Source organism: Maribacter sp. MJ134 (assembly GCF_003970695.1).
Taxonomy (GTDB): domain Bacteria; phylum Bacteroidota; class Bacteroidia; order Flavobacteriales; family Flavobacteriaceae; genus Maribacter.
The window spans coordinates 1,219,778-1,245,356 of sequence record NZ_CP034570.1 but is presented as its reverse complement, the minus strand read 5'-3'; the positions used below and the strand labels follow the sequence as shown (position 1 = coordinate 1,245,356).

Sequence of the window (25,579 nt, the reverse complement as noted above, 5' to 3'; positions counted from 1 at the left end):
AGTGGTTAGAAGCATATTGCTTCTTGATAGATATTTGTAGAAACAAAAATTGAGCTATTAATAATAAAAATTAAAGTGTAACAAATACCTATCATCGCTCGTCATAACATTCAAAATACATCAATCATAATCATCAATCATAATCATCAATCAAAAAACGAACAGTACATGTTTTTCAAATCAAAAGAAGGAAAAGAAAAAATCTTATCCCTTTACAATCAAAAGTTGAATGAGCTGAATATTGAATATTCAGAAAAATTTATAGAAACAAAGTTTGGAGTCACTAATGTTATCATTACTGGCGACACTAAAAACCCTCCATTAGTACTGATTCACGGCACAGGAGGTTGTGCACCACAAATTTTAGATTCTTTCCCCAATCTAGCTTCAAAATATTGTGTCTATGCAGTAGATGTGTTAGCACAACCCAATAAAAGTGCAGAGAATCGATTAGACATGAAATCTTTAGATTATGGAAAATGGCTTATTGAAGTAATCATAAAACTAAGACTGAAAGACGTGACCCTGGTAGGCTTTTCCTTTGGAGGTTTCATTAGCTTAAAAGCACTAGTGTTTAATGAAACGACTATAAAACAGGTATTCTTAATTGCACCAGTCTATATTGTTAATGGTAATCCTCTTGTAGGTTTGTTTAAAATGTTCCTACCATTAAAAAAGTTTATAAAAACTAACAATCAAAAGCACATTAAAAAGGTAATGAACGTACTTTTTTCTGAATACGATGATTTTGCATTAGAGTTTATGTCTTCTACGTTTCAACACTGCAATATGGATTTTTCTCCTTTACCAATACTATCTAAAAATGATGCAAATAGAATAAAAACACCGATTACCATTTTTGCCTGTGAAAAGGATATCATGTTTCCCGGAAAAAAAATGATTAAAAGAGCAAAACGAATATTTTCTTCTATAGAAGAAGTTGTTTTGATTGAAGATGCTAAACACGTACCAAATTCAAAGGATTTTAAAAAAATAGAAGATTTAATTATTGATAAAAACAGGCACTGAAATGATACAAGAAATTAAATCTTTAAAATTTCCCAAATCCAATATAATTTCAATAAATGGAATTGAGTTAGAAGTATTTGAAGCGGGTAAAGAAAATATTGGCAATCCAATTGTACTCTGTCATGGCTTTCCCGAACATGCCTTTTCTTGGCGTTATCAAATACCAGCGCTTGCTAAAGCTGGTTATCATGTCATTGTTCCAAATCAAAGAGGATATGGCAATTCATCGCGCCCTAAAGAAGTAACGGCATATGATATAACCCATTTAACAGATGATTTAGTGGCCTTACTTGATTATTACAACTACAGAGATGCTGTTTTTGTGGGGCATGATTGGGGCGCAAATGTAGTTTGGAACCTTGCACTCTTGCATCCAGAGCGTGTCAATAAAATACTAAATCTTGCATTACCTTATCAAGAACGAGGTGAAAAACCATGGATTCAGTTTATGGAAGAGATTTTTGGTGAAGATTTCTATTTTGTTCATTTTAATAAAAAACCAGGAGTAGCAGATGCTGTGTTAGAGAATCATGCAGAAAACTTTCTTCGTAATTTATTTCGTAAGAATGTGCCTCTTGCACCACCAGAACCAGGAATGTTAATGATGAATCTTGCAAAAGCGGAAAAGCCTTTTGGTGAGCCTATTATGAACGACGTTGATTTGTCTGTATTTGTAACGGCCTTTAAAAATTCTGGGTTTAATGGCGCTATTAATTGGTATAGAAACCTTGACCGAAACTGGCACGTATTAGCAGATATAGACCCAATCATCAAACAGCCTACACTTATGATCTATGGTAATCTAGATATGATTCCAAAATTTGAAAGGCTACAGGATTTTGTTCCGAATCTGGATGTGATTTGTCTAGAGTGTGGCCATCACATTCAACAAGAGTTACCACATGAAACAAATGAATCGATTTTAAAATGGTTGGCAAAATTTAATGGTTAAAAAAGAAATGGAAACAAGAATGGTATTTTATAGAGAAGGAGCAGAATTTGTTTGAGACTATAGACAAGCCTTAATTTTTGAATCCATTTAATTAACAATACTAAAAATACGTATGAAACATTTTCTTTTATTCATCGGATTCCTAATGTTAAACGCTTCAGTTTTTGCACAAACGGAAGTATCTAAAATAGAAAACACGCTTTTAAATTATATAAATGGTACTTCTTACAATAAATCTGCACTTATTGAAAAAGCATTTTATACCAATGCAAACCTGTATTTAGAAAAAAGTAACAAAACACTTTGGACCGTTCCTGTCAAAGAATATGCAAGTTGATATAAAAATAAAAAAGAAGGAGAATTTACGGGAAGAATAGGTAACATTTTATCGATTGACAACTTTGAAGGTGTTGCTACTGCAAAAGCAGAAATTATTATCCCTAAGAGTGGTTTAAGATACATTGATTTGTTTCTTTTAAAAAAAATTGAAAACGAGTGGAAAATTATTAGCAAAACTGCTAGCAGTGAAAAAAGTAACCAAAATGGTGATAAAATATTATTTATAGTATCCAATGCCTCATTCCATGGAACATCTAAACTTCCAACGGGTAATAGCTTCTCTGAAATTGTTAATGCTTATGATACGTTTAAAAAGGAAGGGTTTACTGTGGACTTCGTTAGTCCATATGGAGGTAGTATTCCACTAGCTTATATTAATACATCTGACGCACTCCAAAAAAAACTGCTTTACAGTGAATACTTTATGTATGCTTTAAAACACACCAAAAAGCCTAAAGAAATTATTGCAAAAGATTATAAAGCGGTTCATTATATCGGAGGTGGAAGTGCAATGTATGATGTGCCTAAGAATAAAGAAATTCAAAAAATAACAATGACCATTTTTGAAGAATATAATGGTATTGTCTCTTCAGTATGTCATGGAACGGCTGGTATTGTTGATTTAAAAACAAAAGATGGGAAGTACTTGGTAAATAATAAAATAATTAGTGGATACCCAGAAGCTTATGAAAAAGAGGGTGCCGAATATTTTAAGCAATTCCCTTTTTTAATTCAAAAGACCATAGAAGAAAGAGGTGGAATATTTAAATATTCTCCTAGAAACTCGGTACATGTAGAGGTACAAGGAAATGTAATTACAGGTCAAAATTATTTATCATCTAAAGATGTAGCATTAAAAATAATCGAAAATTTAAATAATCGAGAAATCAGTCAATAAAATGAAAAAAGCCAACCAAATTTCACTAACATATTTTTGCATAATAGTATTGATGGGTAGTACAGTTTCATGCTCAAATGGTGATAATATTGCAGGTTTTAATCGTGCTTATGTAAGCATACCCGATTCAAGTTTTGAAGCGATACTTATAAAAACAGGTGTAGATTCTGATGGTATTATAAATCAGCAAATGCTAAGCAGTGATGCTGAAGGAATAGCTACCCTTGATTTAAGCAATCTAGATTATGGAGCTATTACTGATTTAACAGGAATAGAAGGCTTCACTAGTTTAAGGAAATTAATTGCCACCCAGCATGATATAGCACAAATTGATTTAAGTGATAATTTAAATTTGGATACGTTAAATCTTGCGGGTAATAAATTGTTAAGTATTGATATTAGCAACAACAGTAAACTAGTTTTACTTGATTTGACTGCTAATGAAATGAATTCAGTAGTTGGATTATCAGAATTAGGTGAATTAAAAGACTTGGATTTGTCTTGGAATTATTTTGAAACTTTTAGTATTTCTAGCGAGTCGTTAGAGGTTTTACATATGAGTAATAATGATTTGTATTCACTCGACATTAGTTCAGATCCAAATCTAAAAAACCTACTTTTAACATCAAATAAATTGCAAAGTTTAGAGGTGATTTCAAATAAAAAGTTAGAAACATTACTGGTTTCTGATAATGAGCTGCAAACTATTAATCTCTTAGAAAATAATGATTTAACGCATCTTTATATCACCAGTAATTCACTGGATAGGTTAAACGTGAGTTTTAATCAAAACCTTATTGATTTAAAAGTAGATAGAAATCCAAATCTGTCATGCATTAAAGTTCTTGATGGACAAAGTATACCACAGATTTCTAAATCAGATTATCAAGAGCTAAATGCTGATTGCAATTAAAAACGCCATAAAACTTTGAGATACAATCTATTTAATTTGCGGGCTTACTATAAAATGCAATAGAACAATATTTCATTATAGTAGACATAAGTAAAATTATTGGCACCCTATTTATTTCGGGATTTTACTATCTGATATTGAGCTTGTGGATATTCATGATAATCAAAGAATAGAGTACTATTATTATAATCAAATTTTGAGATGAATATAACCGAACAACTAAACACCATTAATGACTACTATGCTCCAAAAATAATTGGTGAAGTAAATGATGTTTTTATAAAACTGGTGAAAATACAGGGTAATAAAGTTCCTTGGCATCATCATAAAAATGAAGATGAATTATTTCTTATTATCAAAGGAGCGCTTCTGTTTGAAATAGAAAATCAAGAACCGTTTACCATGAAAAAGGGAGACTTGTTTATTGTGAAAAAGGGAATCAGTCATAAGGTAAGTTCTAAAAACGAATGCCATATAATGCTTATTGAAAATAAATCAACATTGCATACAGGAGAGGTTGTTAATGAAATTACTAAGCCTATTAAAAATCAAATCTAGTATGATAATGAACTATAAAAAAAGGTGTTTAAGTCTGCTATTGTTGTTGATTGTAGCATTCGCTTATACACAACCTAAAGAAGCAGATAAAATTAGGATTCTGTATAAATGATTGATATATAATTAATTATAATGAAAAGTTGCAATTCTGCCACCCCGACCGAGAAAATCCAATCATTAAAGGGTTGGATTTTTTTGGAATCATTGCCTTTTTGTGTTTAAGGAACCCATTTGATATCACTAATATCACATAAAGTGTTTACGTTTGGGTGACTATTTGGTACTAAAAAGACGCTTAACCCCTTCCTCATTTACAGAATAGTAAATAATAGTAAATTTAGATTTAGCTTAAATATTATAAACCCGACGGTTTTAGATTTTTAAAGTACAGAATAACAGTATTTTATATGATTTAATTAGTAACCGCATACGCTACCGTATACCGTGAGCTTCAAAAAAAAATCCGTTGATACTGAATGTAAATCATTCAATTTCAACGGATTAGTTGTAGCGAGAGAGGGACTTGAACCCTCGGCCTCCGGGTTATGAATCCGACGCTCTAACCAGCTGAGCTACCTCGCCATAATTCAATTCGTTTAAAACTGTAATGCCTAACTCTAATTTGGGTCTATACAGTATTTTAAAACGGCTGCAAATATATAGTTAAATTTCGTGTTCTTCAACATTAGCTACTTAAAAATTATAAGCTCCTTTTATTTTTTTATCATTTAGAAATATATATATTGGCACTATAAAGATGTTGGAATGAACGATAAAATAAAATTTGAGATAGAATACGTTATACAGTCCTCTCCACAACTGCTATATCAATATTTGGCTACGCCATCTGGTTTGTCCGAATGGTTTGCAGATAATGTGAATTCAAGAGGAGAGAAGTTTATATTTATATGGGACGGTGCAGAAGAGGAAGCGAAATTACTGAAAAGAAAAACTGACGAATTTGTTCGTTTTTCCTGGGATGAAAATGATGATGACTCCTATTTTGAAATGAAAATTATAGTGGATGAGATAACTAAGGATGTCTCTCTCTTTATAACGGACTTCGCCGAAGAGGACGAGGTAGAAGAATCTAAGATGTTATGGGGAAATCAGATTTCCGACCTAAAACAAGTGCTAGGTTCAAAATAATTTCATAGCAATTACAGTATCTTTGGGCCTTAATTTATTTAAGGCTTTTTTAATGGTAAATTTTAATGGTTCTTTGGTTGCCAAGGATAGTAATTATCTTAACCACGAGAACAGAGGACTGCGATACGGGGACTCCTTGTTTGAATCTATTCGGGTTGTAAATGATCATATCTATTTTTTAGAAGAGCATTATTTGAGGTTAATGGCCTCTATGCGCATATTGCGTATGGAAATACCCATGAATTTCACCATGGAATTCTTGGAAGCTGAAATTTTAAAAACCATAGCGGCTAATCCTTCGGTCGCTGCACAGCGGATAAGGGTAACTGTTTTTAGAAAAGAGGGGGGACTTTATTTACCTGATAACAATGAAATTTCCTATTGTATAGAGACGAAAGAACTCCAGGATGTTTTCTTTACGATAACCGATAAAACGTATGAAGTTGAACTTTTTAAGGACTTCTTCATAAACAAGGATATGTTATCGAATCTAAAGACCAATAATAAGGTCTTACATGTTGTGGGTAGTGTATTCGCCAAAGAAAACGGATATGATAATTGCCTGTTATTAAACAATCAGAAACAAGTGGTAGAGGCATTAAACGGCAACCTATTTCTTGTTTCTGGCACCAAAATCAAAACTCCACCCTTAAATGATGGTTGTTTGAACGGGGTATTACGTAAAAAGCTCATTGCTATACTATCTAAATTGGATGCTTTTCAAATAGTTGAAGAGAGTATTTCTCCTTTTGAGCTTCAAAAGGCGGACGAATTGTTTATCACCAATAGCATTATGGGGATAGTTCCTATTAAGAAATACAGAAAAAAATTGTACAGTACTAAAACAAGTTTGGAGTTACTTGGAAAGCTAAATGCCGCAGTTCGTTTGCAAGTGTAATTTAGTTTAAACTCGGATTTTCAGGCGCATTAGACCAGATAACGTAGTCACCGCCAAGTTCTAGCATTTTCTCTTTCCAGAAAGCGTTAGACGACTTTTTAATGATTTGGCTTTCATGTTCATTTTGAACAACAATCCATGATTTTGAGGAAAGCTCTTCGTCCAGTTGTAGGGAGGACCATCCGGAATAGCCCAAAAAGAACCGAATATCATCTTCAGAAATGACTTTTTCGTTAATAAGCGTTACGGTCTTTTCAAAATCTCCGCCCCAATAAATCCCGTCAGCAATTTCAACACTATTATCGATAAGGTGGGGTACTTTGTGTATAAAGTAAAGATTGTCTTGTTCTACCGGACCACCGTTGTATACTTGAAAAGGAATCAATATCTCGGTTACCAGGTCACTGATCTGATACTCTAGTGGCTTATTTAGGATAAATCCTACCGAACCTTCCTCATTATGTTCCGCCAAAAGCACAACTGATCTATTGAAAGAAACGTCTCCCGTCAACGAGGGTTCTGCAATTAAAAGTTTTCCTTTTTTTGGTTTTAAGTAGACCATAGTATTCCTGTCGCTTAATCTAAAATAAGATAATTCCTATCAAATTAAAAATACGACCATAAAAAAAGCGCTTTAAAAAAGCGCTTTTAATTAAATAAGATATACTTATAGACTAGTTTACAGCGTTGCCTAAATCAGCTCCTGCTTTAAACTTAACAACATTTTTAGCTGCAATTTGGATAGTTTTACCAGTAGATGGGTTTCTACCTTCTCTTGCATTTCTTCTAGATACGGACCAAGATCCGAAACCTACCAAAGAAACTCTGTTTCCTTTTTTCAAAGAACCTTCAACATTTCCTAAGAAAGACTCTAATGACTTTTTAGCCGCTGCTTTTGTGATGCCAGCGTCAGCTGCCATTGCATCGATCAATTCTGTTTTGTTCATAATGTGATTAAATTAATTGTTGTTAAAAATAATTTTAAACCTTAGACAAATTTATATGGATTTACGACGAACACAAGTAAAACACAGGGAAATCCCTTGTTTTGTTGATAACTCAGGCCGTTTGTTGATAAAGTAGGGCGTTTTTTACGTTTCTCGCAGCCCAATGAACACGGGGCTTCAGCCGAAATGCGCATTTTGGGCAATTTGTAGTCCATTGAGAACATCCTGTACTGCCATTCTTTTTTTACCCTGCAATTGTATTTCTAATAGGTTAATATAACCATCCTTAACCGCTACTTTCATCTCCTTTTTACTGGAAAGTATGGTTCCAGGTTTTAGATTATGTTGCTCTAATTGTAGTTCAGTCTTAAAAATTTTAGTAAGTATTTCTTCCTTTTCATTGTACAGAGTGCTCCAAGCACTAGGGTATGGGCTAAGACCTCTAATGAAATCATACACTTTCTTGGCAGGGCGCTCCCAATCTACTTCACAAGTTTCTCTTTGTAATTTGTGCGCCAGTTTTAGGTCTGGCATATCTTTCTGTATGGTGGTCTTAAAATTACCTGCTTTAATTCTTTCAACAGTTTTTAATACTAGTTGTGCACCTAAGGTCATAAGTCTATCATGTAAGGCTTCTGCGTTATCTTCTATATAGATAGGCGCTTCTTCCTGAAGAATAATCGCTCCCGTATCTATTTTTTCATCAATAAAGAATGTAGTGACCCCAGTTTTTGTCTCTCCATTCATTATAGCCCAATTTATAGGTGCAGCACCTCTATATTGCGGTAAAAGAGAAGCATGTAAATTAAAGGTCCCATATTCGGGCATTGCCCATACTTTCTTTGGTAACATTCTAAAGGCTACTACAATTTGAAGGTTAGCCTTTAAATCTTCCAAGTTCCTTAAAAAGGTATCATCTTTAAGATTGGTGGGCTGTAAAATGGTTAATCCTTTTTCTATCGCATACTTTTTAACGGCAGACTCATTTAACTTTCTTCCTCTTCCAGCCGGGCGATCAGGCGCGGTTATAACCCCAACGATATTACATTGTTGCCTAACTAGGGAATCAAGTACACCGACAGCGAAATCCGGTGTTCCCATAAAAATTATTCTTAATTCTTTCATATTATTTTTTAAGTATCCGATTTGCCTAGAGTATTGTTCCCATGAAGGATTTACAAACTTTTAAACCGTATATTGATTTTTTGAATTCAGTTTAATTTTTCCATCTTCCAGTAATTCTTTTAGTACAGCTAAGATAATTTCTGACTCTACATTTAATGATGTTTGCATAGTCCTAGATGATGCGGGGTTCGAGTTCAAGATAGTTAGAATGTCCTTTTGCACGCGCTTTGATAAATCCTGTCCGTTTTCATCTCCTAAACAAACATCGCATAGTCCGCAGGGATGCGTTGTTTTTTCCCCAAAGTATTGTAGTAACTGTATACTTCTACAAGTCCTTCTATTGTCAATGTAAGTCAACATCTGGTGTACATGATAGGTTTTAAGGGCATTCTGTTCTTTTAAACTTCCCGCAAATTTATTTATAGTTAGGTCATCTTCTCGTGGCACTAAAAAAGAAATCTCCAGGTCATTGTGTTTTCCCTTATATGAGATGAGTCCGTCTTCTGAAATTCTTTCTAGAACACGTAATACTTTCTGCTCGCTGACCTGTAGTTTTTTTGATAGTAATATTGTATTTACACTTATTTCGTGCTCAAAAATACCTCCATAGGTCCTTAAAATGGTTCTTATAATTTCTGAGATGGACGTATTCTTTTTTAAATAATCAAAAAGTGTATCCTTGTCCACTATAAATTGAATAGTAGATTTTCTTGAAAATGCCGTTGTCAAAGAGATAACAGAGTTTCTGTCAAGAATATTAAGAGCATTGTAGGCGAGTAAGGTATTAAGTTTGTAGATAGCGCAGAAATCATTAAAATTTAGTTGGTGGGTTTCAGTATTGAGTTCTCCATAAGCAATTTGAAAATAGTTGCTAAGTTTCTTGTACACCAACTTTACAAAAGCAACGTCTGGAAGTGTACTTAAAAACTGATTTTTCACCTGTTCCTTATCATTGTCATTCGTAATTAAAATAGCATTGGCACTGTCGCCGTTTCTGCCTGCTCTACCAGCTTCTTGGAAATAATTCTCTATACAATCCGGTATTTGATAATGCAATACTAATGAAACGTCCGGTTTGTCTATTCCCATTCCAAAAGCATTGGTGGCCACCATGATTTTCACCTCATTTTTCACCCATTTTTCTAGCTTCTCTTTCTTCTCTTTTTGAGGAATACCTCCATGATAAAAAGTTGCTGAGATTTTATGTTCAGCAAGATGTCCGGAAATCTCTTCCGCCAGTCTTCTAGTTCTTACATAGACTATACCACTGCTTTTAATCGCAGCACAATATTGTCTCAACCTATACTTTTTATCTTCTTCTAAAATAACTTTGAAAGCGATATTCTTTCTTGAAAAAGAGTCTTTCTGTATCAAAGGATTAATCAATTCAAGCTTTTCGATAATATCCTTGGCTACCCTAGAAGTGGCTGTTGCTGTTAGCGCCATCATCGGAACCGTAGGCTGTAGGGTTCGCAAAGTATTACATGTTAAGTAAGCTGGTCTAAAATCGTGACCCCATTGAGATATACAATGGGCCTCATCTACAACGAGTAGATTTACTGTCATCTGGGCAATACGTTGTTGTACACGTTCTTGCGAGAGGCGTTCTGGCGATAGATAAAGGAACTTGTAATTTCCGTATCTACAATTATCCAATAATACTCCTACTTCCTCTTTACGTAGCCCTCCGGTTAATCCAATGGCCTTTATTCCTAAATTTTTGAGTCCTTCTACCTGATTTTGAATTAAAGCAATTAGAGGGGAAATAACAATGCATATACCTTCTCTCATCATTGCAGGAACCTGAAAACAGATAGATTTCCCACCTCCAGTGGGTAAGAGCCCTAGAACGTCTTCACCATTCAAGGCCGCATTTATAAGTGTTTTTTGCGAACCCTTGAACTGTTTAAAACCCCAATATTTCTCAAGAACTGCTTCTGGGCTGTTGTCCATGATCTATTTTTGGATGTTATGGAGAATAAAATTCATCCTTTCGGCTATACTGGCAAAGGGGACTTCAATAATATCATACCCTAAGGCCGTGTATGTTTTCTCAAGGTGATGGTGTATTTCGGTAGCCTGTGCATAATTCTCTAACCGCTCATTGTCTTGAATGTATATTTCTCGCCACGGTGGTAAGATAAAGATTTGGTCGTACCTGTTCTGCTGACATATCTGAGTAAAATCTTGTTCATAAGACTGGTCAAAATAATCCATATAAGCTAGCACATCCGGCATTCCTCTATCGTAAAAAACTAGTTCTCTATCTAGTTCTTTAGCCTTATTATATTGATTTAGCCTTCCATGGAGAAGATTAAAATTGAATGATTTTGAATCATCTACAAAAGCAATTGGGTTGGTGCCCGGTGTATCTAGATTAAAATCTTTTTTAGCTTCAAGCGTCATACTACGTATGATTTCATGAAAACAATAATGTCCAGAAGATTCAAGGGCATTTATGATTACGGTTTTTCCCGTTCCAGGACCACCCGTTATTACGATTCTCTTTTGCTCCAAATTCTTTATTTATAGCTACAAAAATAGACAAACCCTATAGCATTTAAAAACTAGTGGATTCCTCTTATCTTTGCACTTAAAATTGATATAATGGCCGATAAGAATACAGAGGAATTTTATACACGTTTAAAGGAGCAGTTATTAGACAGTAGTTCGTGGCCTTCTAACTATCTCTACAAGTTCATTGTTGCTTCTGATGAAGATAAAATCAAACAAATACACAAAATTTTTGATAATACGGGAGCGGTTATCGAATCTAAAAAATCAAAAAAAGGGAAATACACGAGTGTATCCATTACGGTAAATCTTGAAAACCCTGATCAAGTAATCCAAAAATATAAGGAAGTAGGCGCAATAGAGGGGGTAATCTCCTTGTAAAATAGTATTTCAGCTATAATTTTCTTAATTTGCGTACGTTATTAGAATATTTCTTCAAACAATTTTAAAGTAAAAATTCCCAATTTGGATTTAGTAGAACACCTAGAATATAATACGGAGCGTCCACATTTGATTATTCCGGAATACGGTCGTCATTTTCAAAAGATGGTAGACCATGCGGTCTCAATAGCCGACCCTGTAGAAAGAAACAAGATTGCTCAATCCATTATCAGTGTAATGGGAAACCTACAACCCCATCTAAGGGATGTTCCAGATTTTCAACACAAATTGTGGGATCAGTTATTTATTATGTCCGATTTTAAATTGGATGTAGAGTCTCCTTTTCCTATAACCTCTAAGGAAGTATTACGTCAAAGGCCAGAGCCTTTGGAGTATCCTCAAAATTTTCCGAAATATCGTTTTTACGGGAATAACATCAAAAGAATGATTGATGTTGCAGTGAGTTGGGAAAAAGGCGATAAGCGTTCAGGATTGGAATATACGATTGCCAATCACATGAAAAAGTGCTACCTGAACTGGAACAAGGACGTGGTCGATGATTCTACCATTTTTAAACATCTTTTTGAACTTAGCGATGGCCAAATTGATTTGGCTGCCGATGGTGAAAGCCTTACCGATAGTGGACAGTTCCTAAAAAATAGAGTAGCCAAAAATCCAAGGTCTAGCTCCAATAAGAAAAATCAAAGAAATAATAATCGCGGTAAAAAACGCTACTAAATCTCTTCTAATATAGATGGGAACATTCAGAATAGAAGGTGGTCACCAACTTTCAGGTGAAATAACGCCTCAAGGGGCCAAAAACGAAGCTTTACAAATCCTTTGTGCAGTACTTCTTACTCCGGAAAAGGTATACATACATAACATACCGGATATCGTAGATGTGAACAAGCTTATTGCCCTTTTAGAGGATTTGGGCGTTAAGATTCAGAAAAAAGGCAAAGGTTCTTATACGTTTAAAGCGGACGACATCAACTTAGATTATCTGCAATCCGATCAGTTTAAGAAAGACGGAAGAGGACTTAGAGGTTCTATAATGTTGGTTGGGCCTTTATTGGCAAGATTTGGTAAGGGATACATTCCGAAGCCCGGTGGAGACAAAATTGGTAGGCGCAGGCTAGATACCCACTTTGAAGGTTTTATCAAACTAGGCGCTAAATTCAGGTACAATCGTGAAGAATATTTCTACGGAGTGGAAGCTAAAAAACTAAAAGGAACTTACATGCTTTTAGATGAGGCTTCGGTAACCGGGACCGCTAATATTGTTATGGCGGCCGTACTGGCGGAAGGGCAGACGACTATTTATAATGCGGCCTGTGAGCCCTACTTACAGCAGCTCTGTAAGATGCTGAACCGTATGGGAGCTAAAATTTCCGGTGTTGGCTCCAATCTTTTGGTGATAGATGGTGTTAAAGAATTAGGTGGTACGGAACACACGATGCTTCCCGACATGATTGAAATTGGTAGCTGGATAGGTCTTGCTGCAATGACAAAGAGCGAACTTACCATCAAAAATGTAAGCTGGGACGATTTGGGACAAATACCCACGGTTTTTAAAAAGCTGGGAATTCAGCTAGAACGAAAAGGTGATGATATTTATATTCCCGAGCATAAAGACGGATATGAGATACAAAACTATATAGATGGTTCTATCTTAACTATCGCAGATGCACCTTGGCCTGGATTAACGCCAGATTTATTAAGTATTATTCTCGTAATGTCCACGCAGGCTAGGGGAGAAGTGGTCATACATCAAAAAATGTTCGAGAGCCGATTGTTCTTTGTGGATAAATTGTTGGACATGGGTGCTAAGATTATTCTTTGTGATCCGCATAGAGCTGCGGTCATGGGACATGATTTTAAATCTAGTCTAAAGGCGACGACCATGACTTCGCCGGACATAAGGGCAGGAGTATCATTATTGATAGCTGCACTTTCCGCAAAAGGCACTTCTACCATCCATAATATTGAGCAAATAGACCGAGGTTATGAAAATATAGACGAACGTTTGCGTGCTATTGGTGCTAAAATTACGAGACTCTAAATTATTTAAGAATATTATTCCAAAGAGAGAGCATAAATAGCAATGTCCATAGGGCAGTTCTAATCCAGTTACGTTGTATCAGTTTTTCGACGGAATCCGCTACTTTTTCACCTTTTGAAATATTGTTGTGCAGTGGTACGAATTGCGTGAAGGTCGATAACCAGACCAATACCACTAGAACTGCACTACAATAGGTAAAAAATTCTTGAGTTTTATATAGTTGATAAGCTACCACAAATGCTTGGGTGAACATTAAGGGTATGACAATACTTGCTAATCTTTTGGTGTATATCCTGTGCCAAGAAAGCAAGTTTTCATGTGTGTAACGTGCAAAGCTTGGATAAATGATGAGTTGTACCATCCAAATGAGTACTACCAATCCAAAATCACTTAACATTCTTATCAAGTTTACGGTCATAACGATTTAAATTTTTGAAACAGCATAGGCCCAATACATGAGTAAGGGATGAATTAAGAGTAGTCTACCCCAAGAAACCCATTCGGGAACACACAATCCATCTTTAACACAAGAGCCCTGTGCTATAAAAAAGATATGGGAAGGTATCAATACTATTAATAATAATATAATGGTGTAACAAGCGAACTTTCTATATTTAGAAGATAAGACTATACAGCCTAAAATTAATTCTATACCGCCAACGGTATAATTTATAAGATAAGGTTGGGGCAGGTAATTGGGGATAAGTTTTAAATAAAAGGAAGGATTTATGAAGTGATATAAACCTGCACTAATATAAAATACGGCCAACGTAGTAGTAATGGCTTTTTTACTCAGGTCAGCTTCCATTTATACTCGTAGTGTACTTTTTTTAGAATAAGAAAGAAGGGAATCCACCATATAAAATCGTTGGTTATTAAGGTGTAAACAAATTCAAACGGGACAATATCTTGCAGGTAGTTGAACAAGAAGCCAAGAGGACCAAAAATTTTTCCAAGAAAACCTACCGCTACAATGGGCCAATGTCTCAAGGGGTCATAGGAAGCCCACCAGTAACCTAGGCCGTATACGCCAATTACCATTCCCATTCCTTGCCATACCATAGGATGATTTAAAGGTTCCATACCTACAATGTCAAAAAAGTGATTAGGAAAAAGTACTACCCATGCACCCCATAATATATTGTATACCGCGGCAAGTTTCAAGGTGAGTTTCATTGTCACATCAAATTTAATCATTCCTAATATACTCAATTGCACGGGCTATTATTTCATCTTCACTGGCTTCAAAGTTTGGGATTATTCTATCACCAAAAGTATTTTTTTGACGGTCAGCTAATACTACTGTGGTAAGTAATAAATTTGAATTGTCGCTTAATGAGAAGCTAGTATTACCAGTAGACAATCCGCAAGTAGACGTCCCAAAGGAGGCACTATTGTCTCTATTTATGAAGGAAATAGCCATTACCTCACCTGAGCTAGCAGTAGCGTTGTCCAAGAGAACTGCAACTTTGGGATTTGGGTTAATTAGATTATATGAATCTTGGATATCAATGATGGTATTAAATCCACTAATAGCTTTTCCTTGTGAAAATTCCCATGAAGTTTCATCACCATTAGCCCCAATGAAATAACCAGCAATTCCTTCGCCCAAAATAGGACCAATTCCTGCTAGCATTGGCCACATGTTACCTCCAGTGTTTACTCGTAAATCAACAATCCAACCTTTCAGGTTAGAACTGTCTTTATCTCTAATGACATCTTGTAACCCCTGTGCAAAAGCAATAATTTCCTCTTCATTTGAACTGCTGAAACCTCGGATAAAGATATAACCGATATCCTCGGGAATATCAGGTCTTGATGGTTGAACTAAAGGGCAAACTGCGGTGGATGCCGAAATAAACTGACCATTTTCTCTTGAGATAAAACTATGGTTGTCATCTAAGAGTGACAATGCTTTTTTTATGGCGCCAGAATTATAAACTTCTTCTATACTTTGGGCTTGTCCGGCCGCTTCAAAAACTTGACTTCTAAAATCTGACCAATCAATCCCATTACGATTTAATGAGTTAAACTCCATTATGTCTATAATTTCATTTATAAAGTTAACTGCCGAAACCGATATGACATCTTCTTCAATAATATCTTCATTATTATCACCGCATGAGAATAAAAGAAGTAAGGTTATTATAAATGAGAAGTTCTTTTGAAACATAATTCCGTCGTTTAATTTAAGTTATGATTTTTCCACTAAAGTACCATCAGGATATTTAGCAAACCTGCCTTTGTCTACTTCGTGTACATTATCTGGGTAGCGCCAAGGCCAACCGCCAAATTGTGTCAATTGGTATTCTTGCATCGCTTTTTGTATTTCATCATCGGAATTCATTACAAAAGGACCATATTTGGCCACTGGTTCCGCTATTGGTTTCCCTTGTAAAAGCAGGAGAGAAGCCGTTTTGGTCTTAGCGCCAATAATGACATCCTCAACTGAATTCAATTGAATACCGTGATTTGGCATTATTTTTTGATTATCTATCTCAATCGCTTCCCCTTCATAAAAATATAAGGTGCGACTTAGATCCTGAGAAGCTTTTGGCAAAATAAAATTGCTTCCAGACTCGATATGAATATTCCAGATGGCGACTTCATTCGTTGTTGTAGCGGCCCAAGAATCTGGCGCAGGCTCAGGGGCGTCAGTATCTTTAAAACTGCCTGCAATCACTTTTATACGAACACCTTCTTGCTGTAAAACAGGAATGTCTTCGTGCCATAACATCTTAAAATGCGGCGGCACAAATTTATTTGCTTTTGGCAGGTTAAGCCATATCTGAAATAGCTCTAGCGTATTATCTTTCTCGGTGTTCAATAGTGGAAACATTTCGGAATGTTGTACTCCGCTTCCAGCGGTCATCCATTGTACATCGCCTTGGCCAAATCTTCCGGCGGCACCTAGAGAATCGGAATGGTCACAAAAACCTTTGTTGACAATGGTAATGGTCTCAAAACCTCGGTGAGGATGTGCGGGAAAGCCTGGAATGCTTTCTCCATGATACATGCGCCAGCCATCTTTCAATGTAAAATCGTTTCCTAAATCTCTACCTTCCAAAGAGGCGTCTGGTCCCATTTCGCCATTGCCCCTGGGATAGTGGTCCAAATGATAAACACAGAATAAAAATGGATCTTGCGTTTGCCAAGGAAAACCTAGTCGAAAAATTTGTTGAATGGGACTACTCATATTTTAAGTTCAAAAATCAATTTAATACTTGTAACTTCCGTTTTTCAATATTGAGTTTAATGTTGGGCGGTATTAATTTCAATCCAATACTCTCATCTGGGTCTTGAATATAAATTTGTTGTACTCCATCTGTCCTCGTGGTAATCGCGTTCTCTTTCCCGGGCCAATCCCAAAATTTGATATTGTTCCTTTTAAGATTGCCTATAACGCTATCTAAATCTTGCGTCGCCAAGCATAGATGCATAGACTTATTTTTTTCAAAGGGAGCGAATTCCTTTTGAATAAGATGTATCTGAGATTTTCCACTTATAGTAAACCATCGAAATCCTGGTTTTTTATCCGGATGCGGGGTTTCTACTAATTTTAAAATAGTACCATAAAATTCTGCGCTCTTATCTACATCGTCTACAACAATCGCAAAATGGTCTATTTTGAAGTCAAAAGACTGTGCCGAAGCAGTGAGACTAAAAATTAGGGTAATAAGTACGCTGATTTTTTTCATAAATGTTTTATCTAAAAGGTAAATGGCCGATGTAGTTATTTTTCTAAGGCGTCTATTTCTTTTTGAACTTTGTCCGCTTCGGCATATTTACCATCACTAGCGGAGCGATTGCTCTTCGAAAGATCAAAGGCTTCCTTCATTAGTTTTTTATATTTTTCTTCTAATTTCTCTTTTTCTGATTTCTTTTTAAACAATCCGAACATAGCTATTTTTTTATAATTAATTAATTTCCATTGATTGGTGCAGGACCATCAATCATTGGTTCGTAAACTTCATCTCCTTTTCTAGTCTTAAACTCCTCTTTCACTTTTGTCACCATTTTTGGATTTTCAAACAAATCCAACATGGTCATACCCATTGCTTTAGCGGCATATACCATTCCTTTATGGCCTATGGACATTCCGCCACAGGCGACCACTGCCCAAGAGTGCCATGGAGTATCTTTAGGAGCTACGGTTACCCCAAGGTTAATGTTGGGAACATTCCAACTAACATCACCAACATCAGTTGAACCGCCACCTGGAGTTTCCTCGGTCTCTTTTAAAGGATATATTTTACTGTCCATACCCACTTCTGGTTTTCCTGTAGCCTTTTGTATGGCTTTGCCAAATGCCGTTTCTTCTTCGGTGTAGGTGATAGGACCCAATAATTCTAAATTCGCCTGCATAATTTCACCTCCAGAGCGGTTCACCAAGGTTTCATAGATACCAGAAACCAAGGAGATTTTATAATCTACATCCGCCATAATGGCGGCACCTTCCGCCATTTCCTTTACTCGCTCATAAGTGGGTAACATTATCTTACGTTTTGGGTCGCGTACACGGACCCAAAGTTTAGCATAGTCCGGTACAACGTTCACTACCTGTCCGCCATCCTGAATATGATAGTGTATTCTAGAACTTGGAAGTATATGTTCTCTATAGTAGTTGATTCCTGTAGTATAAAGCTCTAAGGCATCGGAAGCACTTTTTCCGTTCCATGGATCCGCGGAGGCATGAGCAGTTTGTCCATAGAACTCTACTATAAAATCAATTAGCGAAAGACCGCTTTGTACATCCGCCTCAATACCTGCTGAAGGGTGCCAACTAATATTTACGTCTACATCGTCCCAAAGCCCTGCTTTTACCATCCAGACCTTAGCAAAGTATTTTTCTTCCGCCGGAGTTCCTAGAAATTTAACCGTACCTTTTATTTCACCTGCATCCATCAACTCTTTTATCGCAATGGCAGCACCAAGACTTGATGTGCCGAACATGTTATGACCGCAACCATGACCCGCTGCACCTTCTTTATAAGGTTCTTTTACAGGCGTGGTTTTCTGTGATATACCAGGAAGCGCATCAAACTCCCCCAGTATGCTTATAACTGGCTTTCCAGAACCATAGGTAGCGGTAAAAGCGGTCGGGATATCGGCAACGCCACGGGTGACTTTAAGTCCATTTTTTTCCGCATAATCCGCCAAAATTTTAGAAGAACCTTTTTCATTGAAAGCTGTTTCTGCCAATGCCCAAATAGAATCACTTATTCTAATGAGTTCGTTTTTGTGATTTTCGACAGAAGCAATAATAGCCTTCTTGTTTTTAGATAATTTTTGTCCTGTAGCAACGAAGCAGGATAATAAAATCAAGGTGGTTAAAACAGTGTTTTTCATTCTTTAGGTTTTTTGGTTACCACAATTTATAGTGCACCTAAAGATAATCAAAGTAGTTCTAAATATGTACCGAATTCTTAGCTGTGTTCATCCCAAACCGGTCTTCCTGGGAGAGTATGCTTTTTAACGATTCTTTTACTCTCTATTTGGGTTTTTTTATTTTTTTTGAACGCATACAATGCATCTCCGGCAAATTTTCGCATCGTTTTTAAACAAACGATAGGTTCTGGATAGTCTTTTCCGATAGTGAAACCTAAAAACCCCTGTTCCATTAATGGAATTTTCCATGGTTCATGTAGGTATGCTACGGGAAGGTCCTTCAATTCAGGTACCCATTTTTTAATAAAAACACCCTCTGAATCGTGTTCTAGACTATTTTTTATAGGGTTATAAATACGAATAGTATTAACACCTGTTTCTCCAGATTGCATATTCAATTGCGGAAAATGTATTCCCGGTTCAAAGTCAAGAAAATTTTTGGCCAAATGTTCCGTACAATCTTGCCAAGGTTGCCAGAGCAGATGCGTGAAAAAAGACGCCAGCATGGCACGTAACCTAAAGTTTATAAATCCTGTTTCCATTAAACAGCGCATTGCTGCATCAATTAATGGCACCCCTGTTTTGCCTTCTCGCCACGCTTTTTGTAAGTGGGGTTTTCTTTCCTTTTCTAGTTGATGGTACCCCTTGTTAAGACTTCTGAACTCCATCTCACCCTCCATTTCAAATTTTTGAATAAAGTGTGCCTGCCATCGCATACGTGAAAGAAAAGAACTTAGATTACGTTTGTTTTCCGTCCTCCTTTTATGTCCTGCGGCGTATTGGCATACCTGCCGTGTGGACAGATTACCCCAGGCCAGATATGGCGATAGTCTACTACTATAAAGCCTTGATGTAGCTGGTTTTGAGTAATTATAGTTGTACCCTTTAATACGTTCTTTTAAGAAAGAATCCAGATATTTCACGGCATATTCAGTACCTCCTTTTTGAATTTTTGAGTTGGCGGGTGTTATTAAAGAGACGGGAGTAAAATGTTTTGCTATCAAGTCATCAATCTGAGCGATGCTATAGAATGTACCCACTTCCATATCGGGCTTAAATATATTTGCATTAATAAAAGAAACCCAATCCTCTTTCCATTTTTTTCTATCTCGTCTTCCTCTAAAAACACCGTTTTGAGTACTTTCCTCCCAATGAATCTCATTTGCCTTACACCATTTTGATACGGCAATATCGCGGTCGTACGTAATACGCATTCCTGTCTCTTGATATGAAAATAATCGTTCAATTTTGGTTTGTTGATGCAGGGCTTTAAATGTGTCTAAAATGGGTGTGTGCAAAACCAAAATCTTAGTGTTATAGAAACCTAGTTGGCGTTGTAAACCTTGGAGGCTTTGCTTAATGAAGTTGATATGTTTGCTGCTGTAATGGGCATCCTGTGTCCAAAGAGGTTCAAAACTATATAGCAAAAGTATAGGTAGTCCTGTATTAATGGCCTTGACGAGCGGTTCGTGGTCCAATAGCCTTAAATCTCTTTTGAACCAAACAACTACCATAATAATTCAACTTTTATGCGACTTAAGGAATTTGGTCGATGGTTTATACAAAGGACCATAACTTTGTATAAATATACTATGATAGGTTACAAGAAAGAAGCTCTTTAAAAGTTCTTTTTTTCCTATCCCTGAATTATAATTGCGTATTGGGCAAATCAGCGAACACCATGATTAATGCCTGTTTCTCTAGGAGGTAAGGGTTTTATTACTACTCGTGATTACAATTTATCGATGTATTATCCGTTAGTATTCAATTAATTACAGTTAATTATTTGGTGTCATGAAAAATCTATTTCAGTTATTTACGCTCATTGCTTTGCTTTTATTTTTAGGAGCTTGTAGTGCTACCAATCGTTTAACCATGGGGGTTACGGAACCAGCTAGAATTCCTTTGGATTCCGATATTACTAAAATCGGAATTATTAATAGAAGTATTCCCTCCGAAGGAAATAAGGTAGTTGATGAAATAGATAAAATATTATCCTTAGAGGGAAAAAATTTAGACAAGGAAGGCGCCGAGGCAGCCATTAGAGGATTGGCCGACGAATTGACTAGAGGAGAACGTTTTGACAAAGTTGAAATAATAACAGCTATCGATTCTCAACGAAAAGGTCTTGGAGTATTTCCGGCTGCACTCCCTTGGGATACCGTGGAACAGATTTGTAAAGAGTATGATGTAGATATCTTATTTTCATTAGAGTTTTATGATACGGATACGGCGGCAGATTACGAATTGAGTATGGTTACCATACCTAATAATTTAGGAATAGACGCTAAGGTCCCTGGACATAAGGTGCAATTGAATACAGTCATAAAGAACGGTTGGCGCGTTTATGACCCTGTGGGGAGTGCGCTTTTGGACGAGTACGTTTCTAAGAACTATTTAACTTCAAGGGGCGCAGGGATAAATCCAGTTAAAGCCATTAAAGCTGTAATCGGCAGAAAAGAGGGCGTACAAGAAATTAGCAGCAATTTAGGTAACCAGTACGGTTTGCAGACAAAACCGTTAAGAAGGAGAGTGGCAAGGGATTATTTTGTTCGTGGTACGGATAACTTTTCTATAGCCAGAAGAAGGGCGCAAACTGGAGATTGGAATGGTGCTGCCGATTTATGGGAACGTGAAATTAACCATCCCAAAATGAAAGTAGCCGGACGTGCCTACTACAATATGGCTATTATAAATGAGATAAACGGTAATTTAGAGAAAGCCATTGAATGGGCCTCCAAGGCCTATTCCGATTATGGTAATAATATGGCGCTGGGCTACGTAAATATTCTAAAAAGAAGAGTTGTTGACCAAAGGCAATTGAACAATCAGTTATCAAGTCTAAATTTTGACTAGCTCACGGCTTCCTTGTAGGTTTTTAAACAGCGCTCTCGTGCCATTTTATGGTCTACCATCTTATCCGGGTAACTTAATTCCTGTAATTCTGGAACCCACTTATTAATGTATTCCCTTTGCTTATCAAACTTATCAATCTGTGTCATGGGATTGAAAATTCTAAAATACGGAGCAGCATCTACACCGCTACCTGCTGCCCATTGCCAATTACCAACATTGGCACTCATGTCATAGTCCAGTAGTTTTTCAGCAAAATAGGTTTCGCCCCAGCGCCAGTCAATTAGTAGATGTTTGCATAAGAAACTGGCCACCAACATACGCACGCGGTTGTGCATATACCCAGTGGTATTGAGCTCTCGCATTCCTGCATCTACCAGTGCATAGCCCGTCATCCCATTTTTCCATTTTTCAAATTCATCTTCATTGTTCCGCCATTCTATGCGGTCATATTTTGAGCGAAACGCTTTGTTTCGGGTGTGGGGAAAATGCCATAGAATCTGCATAAAGAATTCCCGCCAAATAAGTTCGCTCCAAAAGATTTCATTTTCTTCGGCAATAGCTTTTTTCATCATTTTACGTACCGATACTGTTCCGAATCTTAGATGTGGACCAAGTCTTGAAGTTCCGTTTTCTATTGCGGGGTAATTGCGTGTATCTTCGTAATTATTAATTAGAGTAGGGGTTACGGTATATGCAGGGACTTTTATCTTTGAGGTTTCAAAACCCATGTCGGATAAAGAAAGGTTCGGTAGCCTTGAGTGTTTGATGAGATTACTCCTGTATTGACTTGTATAATGTACCGTTAAGTGGTCTGCGTTGAACTGGGATTTCCATTTATTCTTATAAGGTGTGTAGACCACATACGGTTCTCCATCATCTTTTACGACCTCACTTTTCTCAAAAATCACTTGGTCTTTGAAAGTATGAAATGAAATGTCATGTTCATCAAGAAAATTTTTTATCTCTTCATCGCGCTTTTTAGCATATGGCTCGTAATCGTGATTCGTAAAAACGCCTTTAATATCGTATTCCTCGATAAGATTCTTGAACACCTCTTGAGGTTTGCCATGGTATAGCGCAATAGAACTATCGTCATTCTCCTGCAAATCTTCTTTCATACTCTGGAGTGTCTCATGTATAAAATTTACACGGGGGTCGTCTTTAGACAGTTTATCTAAAATTTCAGTATCAAAAATGAATATTGGTAACACTGGATAGTCACTTTTAAGTGCCTGCAAAAAACCAATATTGTCATCAAGACGCAAGTCTCTTCTAAACCAAAAAACTGAAACTTCTTTACTCATATTTAGGAAATATTCAAGGTAGACATTCCGCCATCAACTCCCACGATTTGACCGGTCATCCAGGTGCTATCATCACTCAGTAAAAATAAGGCAATATTTGCAATGTCCTCAGGAGTTCCCACTCTTTTAAGCGGATGACGCTGAGACATCATTTCAACTTTTTTGTCATTATTCAAAAGACGCCCTGCTAAAGGAGTATTGACTAAGGAAGGTGCCACTACGTTTACCCGCAACTTTGGTGCGTACTCGGCAGCCATGGATTTTGCAAATCCTTCTATGGCTCCCTTTGCCGCAGCCACACTAGTGTGGAAAGGCATTCCTGTTCCTACGGCTACGGTACTGAAAAAAACCATGCTGCCGCCTTCCGCCATTTTACCAATGATGGTTTTTACAACGCGCACCATACTAAAAAAATTTAGGTGCATATCTTCCTCAAAGGTATCTAAACTCATCATTTTAAATGGTTTTAGATTTATACTTCCCGGGCAGTACACGAAACTATGGATTTCATCAGGCATCTGGGTCATATCCAACTCATCCGTTGTAGCGTCAAAGGGAATATGAGTTACCTCTAAGTCATCTAGCTCTTCTTTAGTACGTGAGGCAATGTAAACATTATTATTGTTTTGCAATTTTTTAGCCAAGGCATGTCCTATGCCATGTGAACCTCCTATTAAAAGTATATTTTTCTTCATAGTCTAAAATGATTTATATGTTATCGTTTTCGGTGCACCCTCAACGGTTCCGAATAACTCGATTAGCTTTTTTTCTCTAAATTCAAAAATTTTTTTCAACTGATTTTTAACAATTATCGGATATGCTATCTGTCCTAGAACACCAAGAGGAATTTTATAATCTATGATATCTTCCATTTCCACCCCGCCATTAATTTCCTTGATAAAATGCTTGTGATGCCATAAAGCATAGGGACCGAAACGTTGTTCGTCTACGAAATAATCACCCTCCTTAACATGAGTTATTTCTGTAACCCATTTTGTGATATAACCGGGAAATGGAGATACTTTGTACTGAATTATCTGTCCTGGAAACATGGGCCTATCTGCACCCGATAGAATGGTAAACCCCATATGTTCTGGAGTAATGACCTTGAGATTACCTGGGTCTGACAAAAAATCCCATGCTTTGGATTTAGAGATGGGTAGGGCTTGTTTGGAATGTAACTGATACAGTTTCATAAATAAGTTTTCACAAATATATATTCATTTATGTTTAGCAAAAAATATAATTAGTTAAACAAAATCTAATATATACCCTAGACTCTCATAATGCGTTGAGGCATATGGTTTTACTTATTTAAGACTTTCTTAACTAATGTAGCCTAGGTTTATCTTTAGTTTTGTACCAACACTAAAATCAAACATAATATGAATAAAGTAGTACTTTTTTTATTAGCAATTGTTGCTTCGTTTTCCTTGGAAGCACAGATTGAGACACCAGCTCCTAGTCCGGCATCTAAGTTGATGCAAACCGTTGGTTTAACAGAAGTTATGGTAGAGTATTCTAGACCTTCTATGCGTGGCAGAGCTGTTTTTGGCGAACTGGTTCCTTATGGGAAATTATGGAGAACAGGCGCCAATGCTTACACTAAAATAAGTTTTGATACGGATGTTACCATATCCGGTCAAGAAGTAAAATCCGGAACATATTCTATCTTTACTAAGCCAGGCGAAAAGAACTGGCAAGTGTTCTTTTATACTGATACCCAAGGTGGAGGAACGCCTAGAGAGTGGGACGATGCCAAGGTCGTAGCAAAAGCAACAGTACCTGTTTATCCGATGGATATGCCCGTGGAGACTTTTACCATTACTATTGATGATGTAAAGAGTAACGGTGCCAACATCGGTATCATTTGGGAGAATGTATACGTGGCTATTCCTTTTGGAGTTCCTGCGGATAAAGCGGTGATGAGCAGCATTGATAAAGCTCTAGCAGGACCTACTGCCGGAGATTATTATACGGCTGCCGTGTATTATTCCAGTGAAAATAAAGATATAAACAAGGCCAAGGAATGGATGGACAAGGCTATGAGTATGACCGAGAAGCCCGCCTTTTGGCAGTTAAGACAGCAGTCTCTTATTTTAGCGAAAGCCGGAGATAAAAAAGGTGCTATCGAAGTTGCGAAAAAATCATTGATGGGAGCTGAGGCTGCTGGTAATGATGATTATGTTAAGATGAATAAAGATTCTTTAAAAGAATGGGGGGCTAAATAAGACCTTCAAACTTCAAATAAAAAAACCTGCATTCC

Annotated in this window: 30 protein-coding genes and 1 tRNA gene; 13 read left to right on the top strand and 18 right to left on the bottom strand. The window is 36.6% G+C overall.

Annotated elements, in window-relative coordinates; translation table 11 throughout:
- Positions 1 to 168: 168 nt before the first annotated feature.
- The 6 genes from EJ994_RS05530 (at position 169) to EJ994_RS05510 (ending at position 4,689) form a co-directional block, all read left to right on the top strand.
- Entirely contained in the window at positions 169 to 1,029 is an 861-nt protein-coding gene (locus tag EJ994_RS05530) for an alpha/beta fold hydrolase (RefSeq protein ID WP_054557931.1), read from the top strand.
- 1 nt (position 1,030) lies between these two features.
- A complete protein-coding gene (locus tag EJ994_RS05525; protein WP_054557930.1) occupies positions 1,031 to 1,981 on the top strand; it encodes an alpha/beta fold hydrolase in 951 nt (316 codons plus the stop codon).
- Positions 1,982 to 2,093: 112 nt separating this feature from the next.
- Positions 2,094 to 2,318: a hypothetical protein gene (locus EJ994_RS17585; RefSeq protein WP_241240861.1), complete on the top strand. Its 225-nt coding sequence runs from the start codon at positions 2,094 to 2,096 to the stop codon at positions 2,316 to 2,318.
- 129 nt (positions 2,319 to 2,447) lie between these two features.
- Complete coding sequence (locus EJ994_RS05520) at positions 2,448 to 3,218, top strand: type 1 glutamine amidotransferase domain-containing protein (RefSeq protein ID WP_241240860.1); 771 nt, start codon at positions 2,448 to 2,450, stop codon at positions 3,216 to 3,218.
- 1 nt (position 3,219) lies between these two features.
- Positions 3,220 to 4,131, top strand: a complete 912-nt coding sequence (locus tag EJ994_RS05515; protein ID WP_054557929.1) for a hypothetical protein — start codon at positions 3,220 to 3,222, stop codon at positions 4,129 to 4,131.
- Between the two features lie 201 nt (positions 4,132 to 4,332).
- Complete coding sequence (locus EJ994_RS05510; RefSeq protein ID WP_054557928.1) at positions 4,333 to 4,689, top strand: cupin domain-containing protein; 357 nt, start codon at positions 4,333 to 4,335, stop codon at positions 4,687 to 4,689.
- A gap of 508 nt (positions 4,690 to 5,197) precedes the next feature.
- On the opposite strand, the gene EJ994_RS05505 is transcribed toward EJ994_RS05510, so the two are convergent.
- Positions 5,198 to 5,271 (bottom strand) — tRNA-Met (locus tag EJ994_RS05505).
- Positions 5,272 to 5,454: 183 nt separating this feature from the next.
- Here EJ994_RS05505 and EJ994_RS05500 point away from each other — a divergent pair.
- Both EJ994_RS05500 and EJ994_RS05495 read left to right on the top strand, forming a co-directional pair.
- A complete protein-coding gene (locus tag EJ994_RS05500; protein ID WP_099574666.1) occupies positions 5,455 to 5,838 on the top strand; it encodes an START-like domain-containing protein in 384 nt (127 codons plus the stop codon).
- Between the two features lie 52 nt (positions 5,839 to 5,890).
- On the top strand, positions 5,891 to 6,736 hold the full coding sequence (locus tag EJ994_RS05495) for an aminotransferase class IV (RefSeq protein ID WP_126591576.1): 846 nt from the start codon (positions 5,891 to 5,893) through the stop codon (positions 6,734 to 6,736).
- A gap of 1 nt (position 6,737) precedes the next feature.
- On the opposite strand, the gene EJ994_RS05490 is transcribed toward EJ994_RS05495, so the two are convergent.
- The 5 genes from EJ994_RS05490 to EJ994_RS05470 form a co-directional block, all read right to left on the bottom strand.
- Positions 6,738 to 7,298: a YqgE/AlgH family protein gene (locus EJ994_RS05490; protein ID WP_126591575.1), complete on the bottom strand. Its 561-nt coding sequence runs from the start codon at positions 7,296 to 7,298 to the stop codon at positions 6,738 to 6,740.
- A gap of 112 nt (positions 7,299 to 7,410) precedes the next feature.
- On the bottom strand, positions 7,411 to 7,683 hold the full coding sequence (locus EJ994_RS05485; protein ID WP_099574663.1) for an HU family DNA-binding protein: 273 nt from the start codon (positions 7,681 to 7,683) through the stop codon (positions 7,411 to 7,413).
- Positions 7,684 to 7,860: 177 nt separating this feature from the next.
- A complete protein-coding gene (gene fmt, locus EJ994_RS05480; RefSeq protein ID WP_126591574.1) occupies positions 7,861 to 8,808 on the bottom strand; it encodes a methionyl-tRNA formyltransferase in 948 nt (315 codons plus the stop codon).
- Positions 8,809 to 8,868: 60 nt separating this feature from the next.
- On the bottom strand, positions 8,869 to 10,761 hold the full coding sequence (locus EJ994_RS05475) for an ATP-dependent DNA helicase RecQ (protein ID WP_126591573.1): 1,893 nt from the start codon (positions 10,759 to 10,761) through the stop codon (positions 8,869 to 8,871).
- 3 nt (positions 10,762 to 10,764) lie between these two features.
- The gene (locus EJ994_RS05470) at positions 10,765 to 11,325 is read right to left on the bottom strand and encodes an AAA family ATPase (RefSeq protein WP_126591572.1); all 561 of its coding nucleotides are present in this window, start codon (positions 11,323 to 11,325) and stop codon (positions 10,765 to 10,767) included.
- 90 nt (positions 11,326 to 11,415) lie between these two features.
- Between EJ994_RS05470 and EJ994_RS05465 the strand changes: the two genes are divergently transcribed.
- The 3 genes from EJ994_RS05465 to murA all read left to right on the top strand — a co-directional run bounded on the left by EJ994_RS05465 (position 11,416) and on the right by murA (position 13,765).
- Positions 11,416 to 11,703, top strand: coding sequence for a DUF493 family protein (locus tag EJ994_RS05465; RefSeq protein ID WP_099574660.1), 288 nt, complete (start codon positions 11,416 to 11,418; stop codon positions 11,701 to 11,703).
- Positions 11,704 to 11,787: 84 nt separating this feature from the next.
- The gene (locus EJ994_RS05460; RefSeq protein ID WP_126591571.1) at positions 11,788 to 12,441 is read left to right on the top strand and encodes a DUF4290 domain-containing protein; all 654 of its coding nucleotides are present in this window, start codon (positions 11,788 to 11,790) and stop codon (positions 12,439 to 12,441) included.
- Positions 12,442 to 12,457: 16 nt separating this feature from the next.
- Positions 12,458 to 13,765, top strand: coding sequence for a UDP-N-acetylglucosamine 1-carboxyvinyltransferase (gene murA, locus EJ994_RS05455; protein WP_099574658.1), 1,308 nt, complete (start codon positions 12,458 to 12,460; stop codon positions 13,763 to 13,765).
- Position 13,766: 1 nt separating this feature from the next.
- Here murA and EJ994_RS05450 read toward each other — a convergent pair whose 3' ends face one another.
- From EJ994_RS05450 to EJ994_RS05410, 9 genes are all read right to left on the bottom strand, one after another.
- Positions 13,767 to 14,183, bottom strand: coding sequence for a hypothetical protein (locus tag EJ994_RS05450; protein ID WP_126591570.1), 417 nt, complete (start codon positions 14,181 to 14,183; stop codon positions 13,767 to 13,769).
- A 6-nt stretch (positions 14,184 to 14,189) separates the two neighbouring features.
- Positions 14,190 to 14,573: a hypothetical protein gene (locus tag EJ994_RS05445; RefSeq protein WP_126591569.1), complete on the bottom strand. Its 384-nt coding sequence runs from the start codon at positions 14,571 to 14,573 to the stop codon at positions 14,190 to 14,192.
- Complete coding sequence (locus tag EJ994_RS05440) at positions 14,558 to 14,941, bottom strand: alkyl hydroperoxide reductase (protein WP_126591568.1); 384 nt, start codon at positions 14,939 to 14,941, stop codon at positions 14,558 to 14,560. The genes EJ994_RS05445 and EJ994_RS05440 overlap by 16 nt, the downstream gene beginning before the upstream one ends.
- Before the next feature lie 13 nt (positions 14,942 to 14,954).
- On the bottom strand, positions 14,955 to 15,938 hold the full coding sequence (locus EJ994_RS05435; protein WP_126591567.1) for a S41 family peptidase: 984 nt from the start codon (positions 15,936 to 15,938) through the stop codon (positions 14,955 to 14,957).
- A gap of 21 nt (positions 15,939 to 15,959) precedes the next feature.
- Positions 15,960 to 16,961 (bottom strand): pirin family protein, encoded by a 1,002-nt coding sequence (locus EJ994_RS05430; RefSeq protein WP_126591566.1) that lies wholly within the window; start codon positions 16,959 to 16,961, stop codon positions 15,960 to 15,962.
- Positions 16,962 to 16,977: 16 nt separating this feature from the next.
- Positions 16,978 to 17,463 carry a VOC family protein gene (locus EJ994_RS05425; protein ID WP_241240859.1) on the bottom strand — a complete coding sequence of 162 codons (486 nt, stop codon included), beginning with the start codon at positions 17,461 to 17,463 and terminating at the stop codon, positions 16,978 to 16,980.
- Positions 17,464 to 17,498: 35 nt separating this feature from the next.
- A complete protein-coding gene (locus EJ994_RS05420) occupies positions 17,499 to 17,666 on the bottom strand; it encodes a Lacal_2735 family protein (RefSeq protein WP_126591565.1) in 168 nt (55 codons plus the stop codon).
- A gap of 20 nt (positions 17,667 to 17,686) precedes the next feature.
- Complete coding sequence (locus EJ994_RS05415) at positions 17,687 to 19,114, bottom strand: amidohydrolase (RefSeq protein WP_126591564.1); 1,428 nt, start codon at positions 19,112 to 19,114, stop codon at positions 17,687 to 17,689.
- Between the two features lie 77 nt (positions 19,115 to 19,191).
- Positions 19,192 to 20,667 (bottom strand): cryptochrome/deoxyribodipyrimidine photo-lyase family protein, encoded by a 1,476-nt coding sequence (locus EJ994_RS05410; RefSeq protein WP_126591563.1) that lies wholly within the window; start codon positions 20,665 to 20,667, stop codon positions 19,192 to 19,194.
- Between the two features lie 280 nt (positions 20,668 to 20,947).
- On the opposite strand from EJ994_RS05410, the gene EJ994_RS05405 reads away from it, so the two are divergent.
- Complete coding sequence (locus EJ994_RS05405) at positions 20,948 to 22,009, top strand: DUF6340 family protein (protein WP_126591562.1); 1,062 nt, start codon at positions 20,948 to 20,950, stop codon at positions 22,007 to 22,009.
- Here the strand turns inward: EJ994_RS05405 and EJ994_RS05400 are convergent.
- From EJ994_RS05400 to EJ994_RS05390, 3 genes are read right to left on the bottom strand one after another with little or no spacing between them, the layout of a single operon-like run.
- Positions 22,006 to 23,313 (bottom strand): cryptochrome/photolyase family protein, encoded by a 1,308-nt coding sequence (locus EJ994_RS05400; RefSeq protein WP_126591561.1) that lies wholly within the window; start codon positions 23,311 to 23,313, stop codon positions 22,006 to 22,008. The two genes, EJ994_RS05405 and EJ994_RS05400, sit on opposite strands and share 4 nt — an antisense overlap.
- Before the next feature lie 2 nt (positions 23,314 to 23,315).
- Entirely contained in the window at positions 23,316 to 24,008 is a 693-nt protein-coding gene (locus EJ994_RS05395; protein ID WP_126591560.1) for an SDR family NAD(P)-dependent oxidoreductase, read from the bottom strand.
- 3 nt (positions 24,009 to 24,011) lie between these two features.
- Positions 24,012 to 24,509 carry an SRPBCC family protein gene (locus EJ994_RS05390; protein WP_126591559.1) on the bottom strand — a complete coding sequence of 166 codons (498 nt, stop codon included), beginning with the start codon at positions 24,507 to 24,509 and terminating at the stop codon, positions 24,012 to 24,014.
- Positions 24,510 to 24,698: 189 nt separating this feature from the next.
- On the opposite strand from EJ994_RS05390, the gene EJ994_RS05385 reads away from it, so the two are divergent.
- Complete coding sequence (locus EJ994_RS05385; RefSeq protein ID WP_126591558.1) at positions 24,699 to 25,544, top strand: DUF2911 domain-containing protein; 846 nt, start codon at positions 24,699 to 24,701, stop codon at positions 25,542 to 25,544.
- The last annotated feature ends 35 nt before the right edge of the window (positions 25,545 to 25,579 follow it).

Bases quoted from the DNA above. Each gene is read 5' to 3' on its own strand.
- EJ994_RS05530 (WP_054557931.1), top strand. From the start codon at position 169: ATGTTTTTCAAATCAAAAGAAGGAAAAGAAAAAATCTTATCCCTTTAC.
- EJ994_RS05525 (WP_054557930.1), top strand. From the start codon at position 1,031: ATGATACAAGAAATTAAATCTTTAAAATTTCCCAAATCCAATATAATT.
- EJ994_RS17585 (WP_241240861.1), top strand. From the start codon at position 2,094: ATGAAACATTTTCTTTTATTCATCGGATTCCTAATGTTAAACGCTTCA.
- EJ994_RS05515 (WP_054557929.1), top strand. From the start codon at position 3,220: ATGAAAAAAGCCAACCAAATTTCACTAACATATTTTTGCATAATAGTA.
- EJ994_RS05510 (WP_054557928.1), top strand. From the start codon at position 4,333: ATGAATATAACCGAACAACTAAACACCATTAATGACTACTATGCTCCA.
- EJ994_RS05500 (WP_099574666.1), top strand. From the start codon at position 5,455: ATGAACGATAAAATAAAATTTGAGATAGAATACGTTATACAGTCCTCT.
- EJ994_RS05495 (WP_126591576.1), top strand. From the start codon at position 5,891: ATGGTAAATTTTAATGGTTCTTTGGTTGCCAAGGATAGTAATTATCTT.
- EJ994_RS05490 (WP_126591575.1), bottom strand. From the start codon at position 7,298: ATGGTCTACTTAAAACCAAAAAAAGGAAAACTTTTAATTGCAGAACCC.
- EJ994_RS05485 (WP_099574663.1), bottom strand. From the start codon at position 7,683: ATGAACAAAACAGAATTGATCGATGCAATGGCAGCTGACGCTGGCATC.
- fmt (WP_126591574.1), bottom strand. From the start codon at position 8,808: ATGAAAGAATTAAGAATAATTTTTATGGGAACACCGGATTTCGCTGTC.
- EJ994_RS05475 (WP_126591573.1), bottom strand. From the start codon at position 10,761: ATGGACAACAGCCCAGAAGCAGTTCTTGAGAAATATTGGGGTTTTAAA.
- EJ994_RS05465 (WP_099574660.1), top strand. From the start codon at position 11,416: ATGGCCGATAAGAATACAGAGGAATTTTATACACGTTTAAAGGAGCAG.
- murA (WP_099574658.1), top strand. From the start codon at position 12,458: ATGGGAACATTCAGAATAGAAGGTGGTCACCAACTTTCAGGTGAAATA.
- EJ994_RS05450 (WP_126591570.1), bottom strand. From the start codon at position 14,183: ATGACCGTAAACTTGATAAGAATGTTAAGTGATTTTGGATTGGTAGTA.
- EJ994_RS05445 (WP_126591569.1), bottom strand. From the start codon at position 14,573: ATGGAAGCTGACCTGAGTAAAAAAGCCATTACTACTACGTTGGCCGTA.
- EJ994_RS05440 (WP_126591568.1), bottom strand. From the start codon at position 14,941: ATGAAACTCACCTTGAAACTTGCCGCGGTATACAATATATTATGGGGT.
- EJ994_RS05435 (WP_126591567.1), bottom strand. From the start codon at position 15,938: ATGTTTCAAAAGAACTTCTCATTTATAATAACCTTACTTCTTTTATTC.
- EJ994_RS05430 (WP_126591566.1), bottom strand. From the start codon at position 16,961: ATGAGTAGTCCCATTCAACAAATTTTTCGACTAGGTTTTCCTTGGCAA.
- EJ994_RS05425 (WP_241240859.1), bottom strand. From the start codon at position 17,463: ATGAAAAAAATCAGCGTACTTATTACCCTAATTTTTAGTCTCACTGCT.
- EJ994_RS05420 (WP_126591565.1), bottom strand. From the start codon at position 17,666: ATGTTCGGATTGTTTAAAAAGAAATCAGAAAAAGAGAAATTAGAAGAA.
- EJ994_RS05415 (WP_126591564.1), bottom strand. From the start codon at position 19,114: ATGAAAAACACTGTTTTAACCACCTTGATTTTATTATCCTGCTTCGTT.
- EJ994_RS05410 (WP_126591563.1), bottom strand. From the start codon at position 20,667: ATGGTAGTTGTTTGGTTCAAAAGAGATTTAAGGCTATTGGACCACGAA.
- EJ994_RS05405 (WP_126591562.1), top strand. From the start codon at position 20,948: ATGAAAAATCTATTTCAGTTATTTACGCTCATTGCTTTGCTTTTATTT.
- EJ994_RS05400 (WP_126591561.1), bottom strand. From the start codon at position 23,313: ATGAGTAAAGAAGTTTCAGTTTTTTGGTTTAGAAGAGACTTGCGTCTT.
- EJ994_RS05395 (WP_126591560.1), bottom strand. From the start codon at position 24,008: ATGAAGAAAAATATACTTTTAATAGGAGGTTCACATGGCATAGGACAT.
- EJ994_RS05390 (WP_126591559.1), bottom strand. From the start codon at position 24,509: ATGAAACTGTATCAGTTACATTCCAAACAAGCCCTACCCATCTCTAAA.
- EJ994_RS05385 (WP_126591558.1), top strand. From the start codon at position 24,699: ATGAATAAAGTAGTACTTTTTTTATTAGCAATTGTTGCTTCGTTTTCC.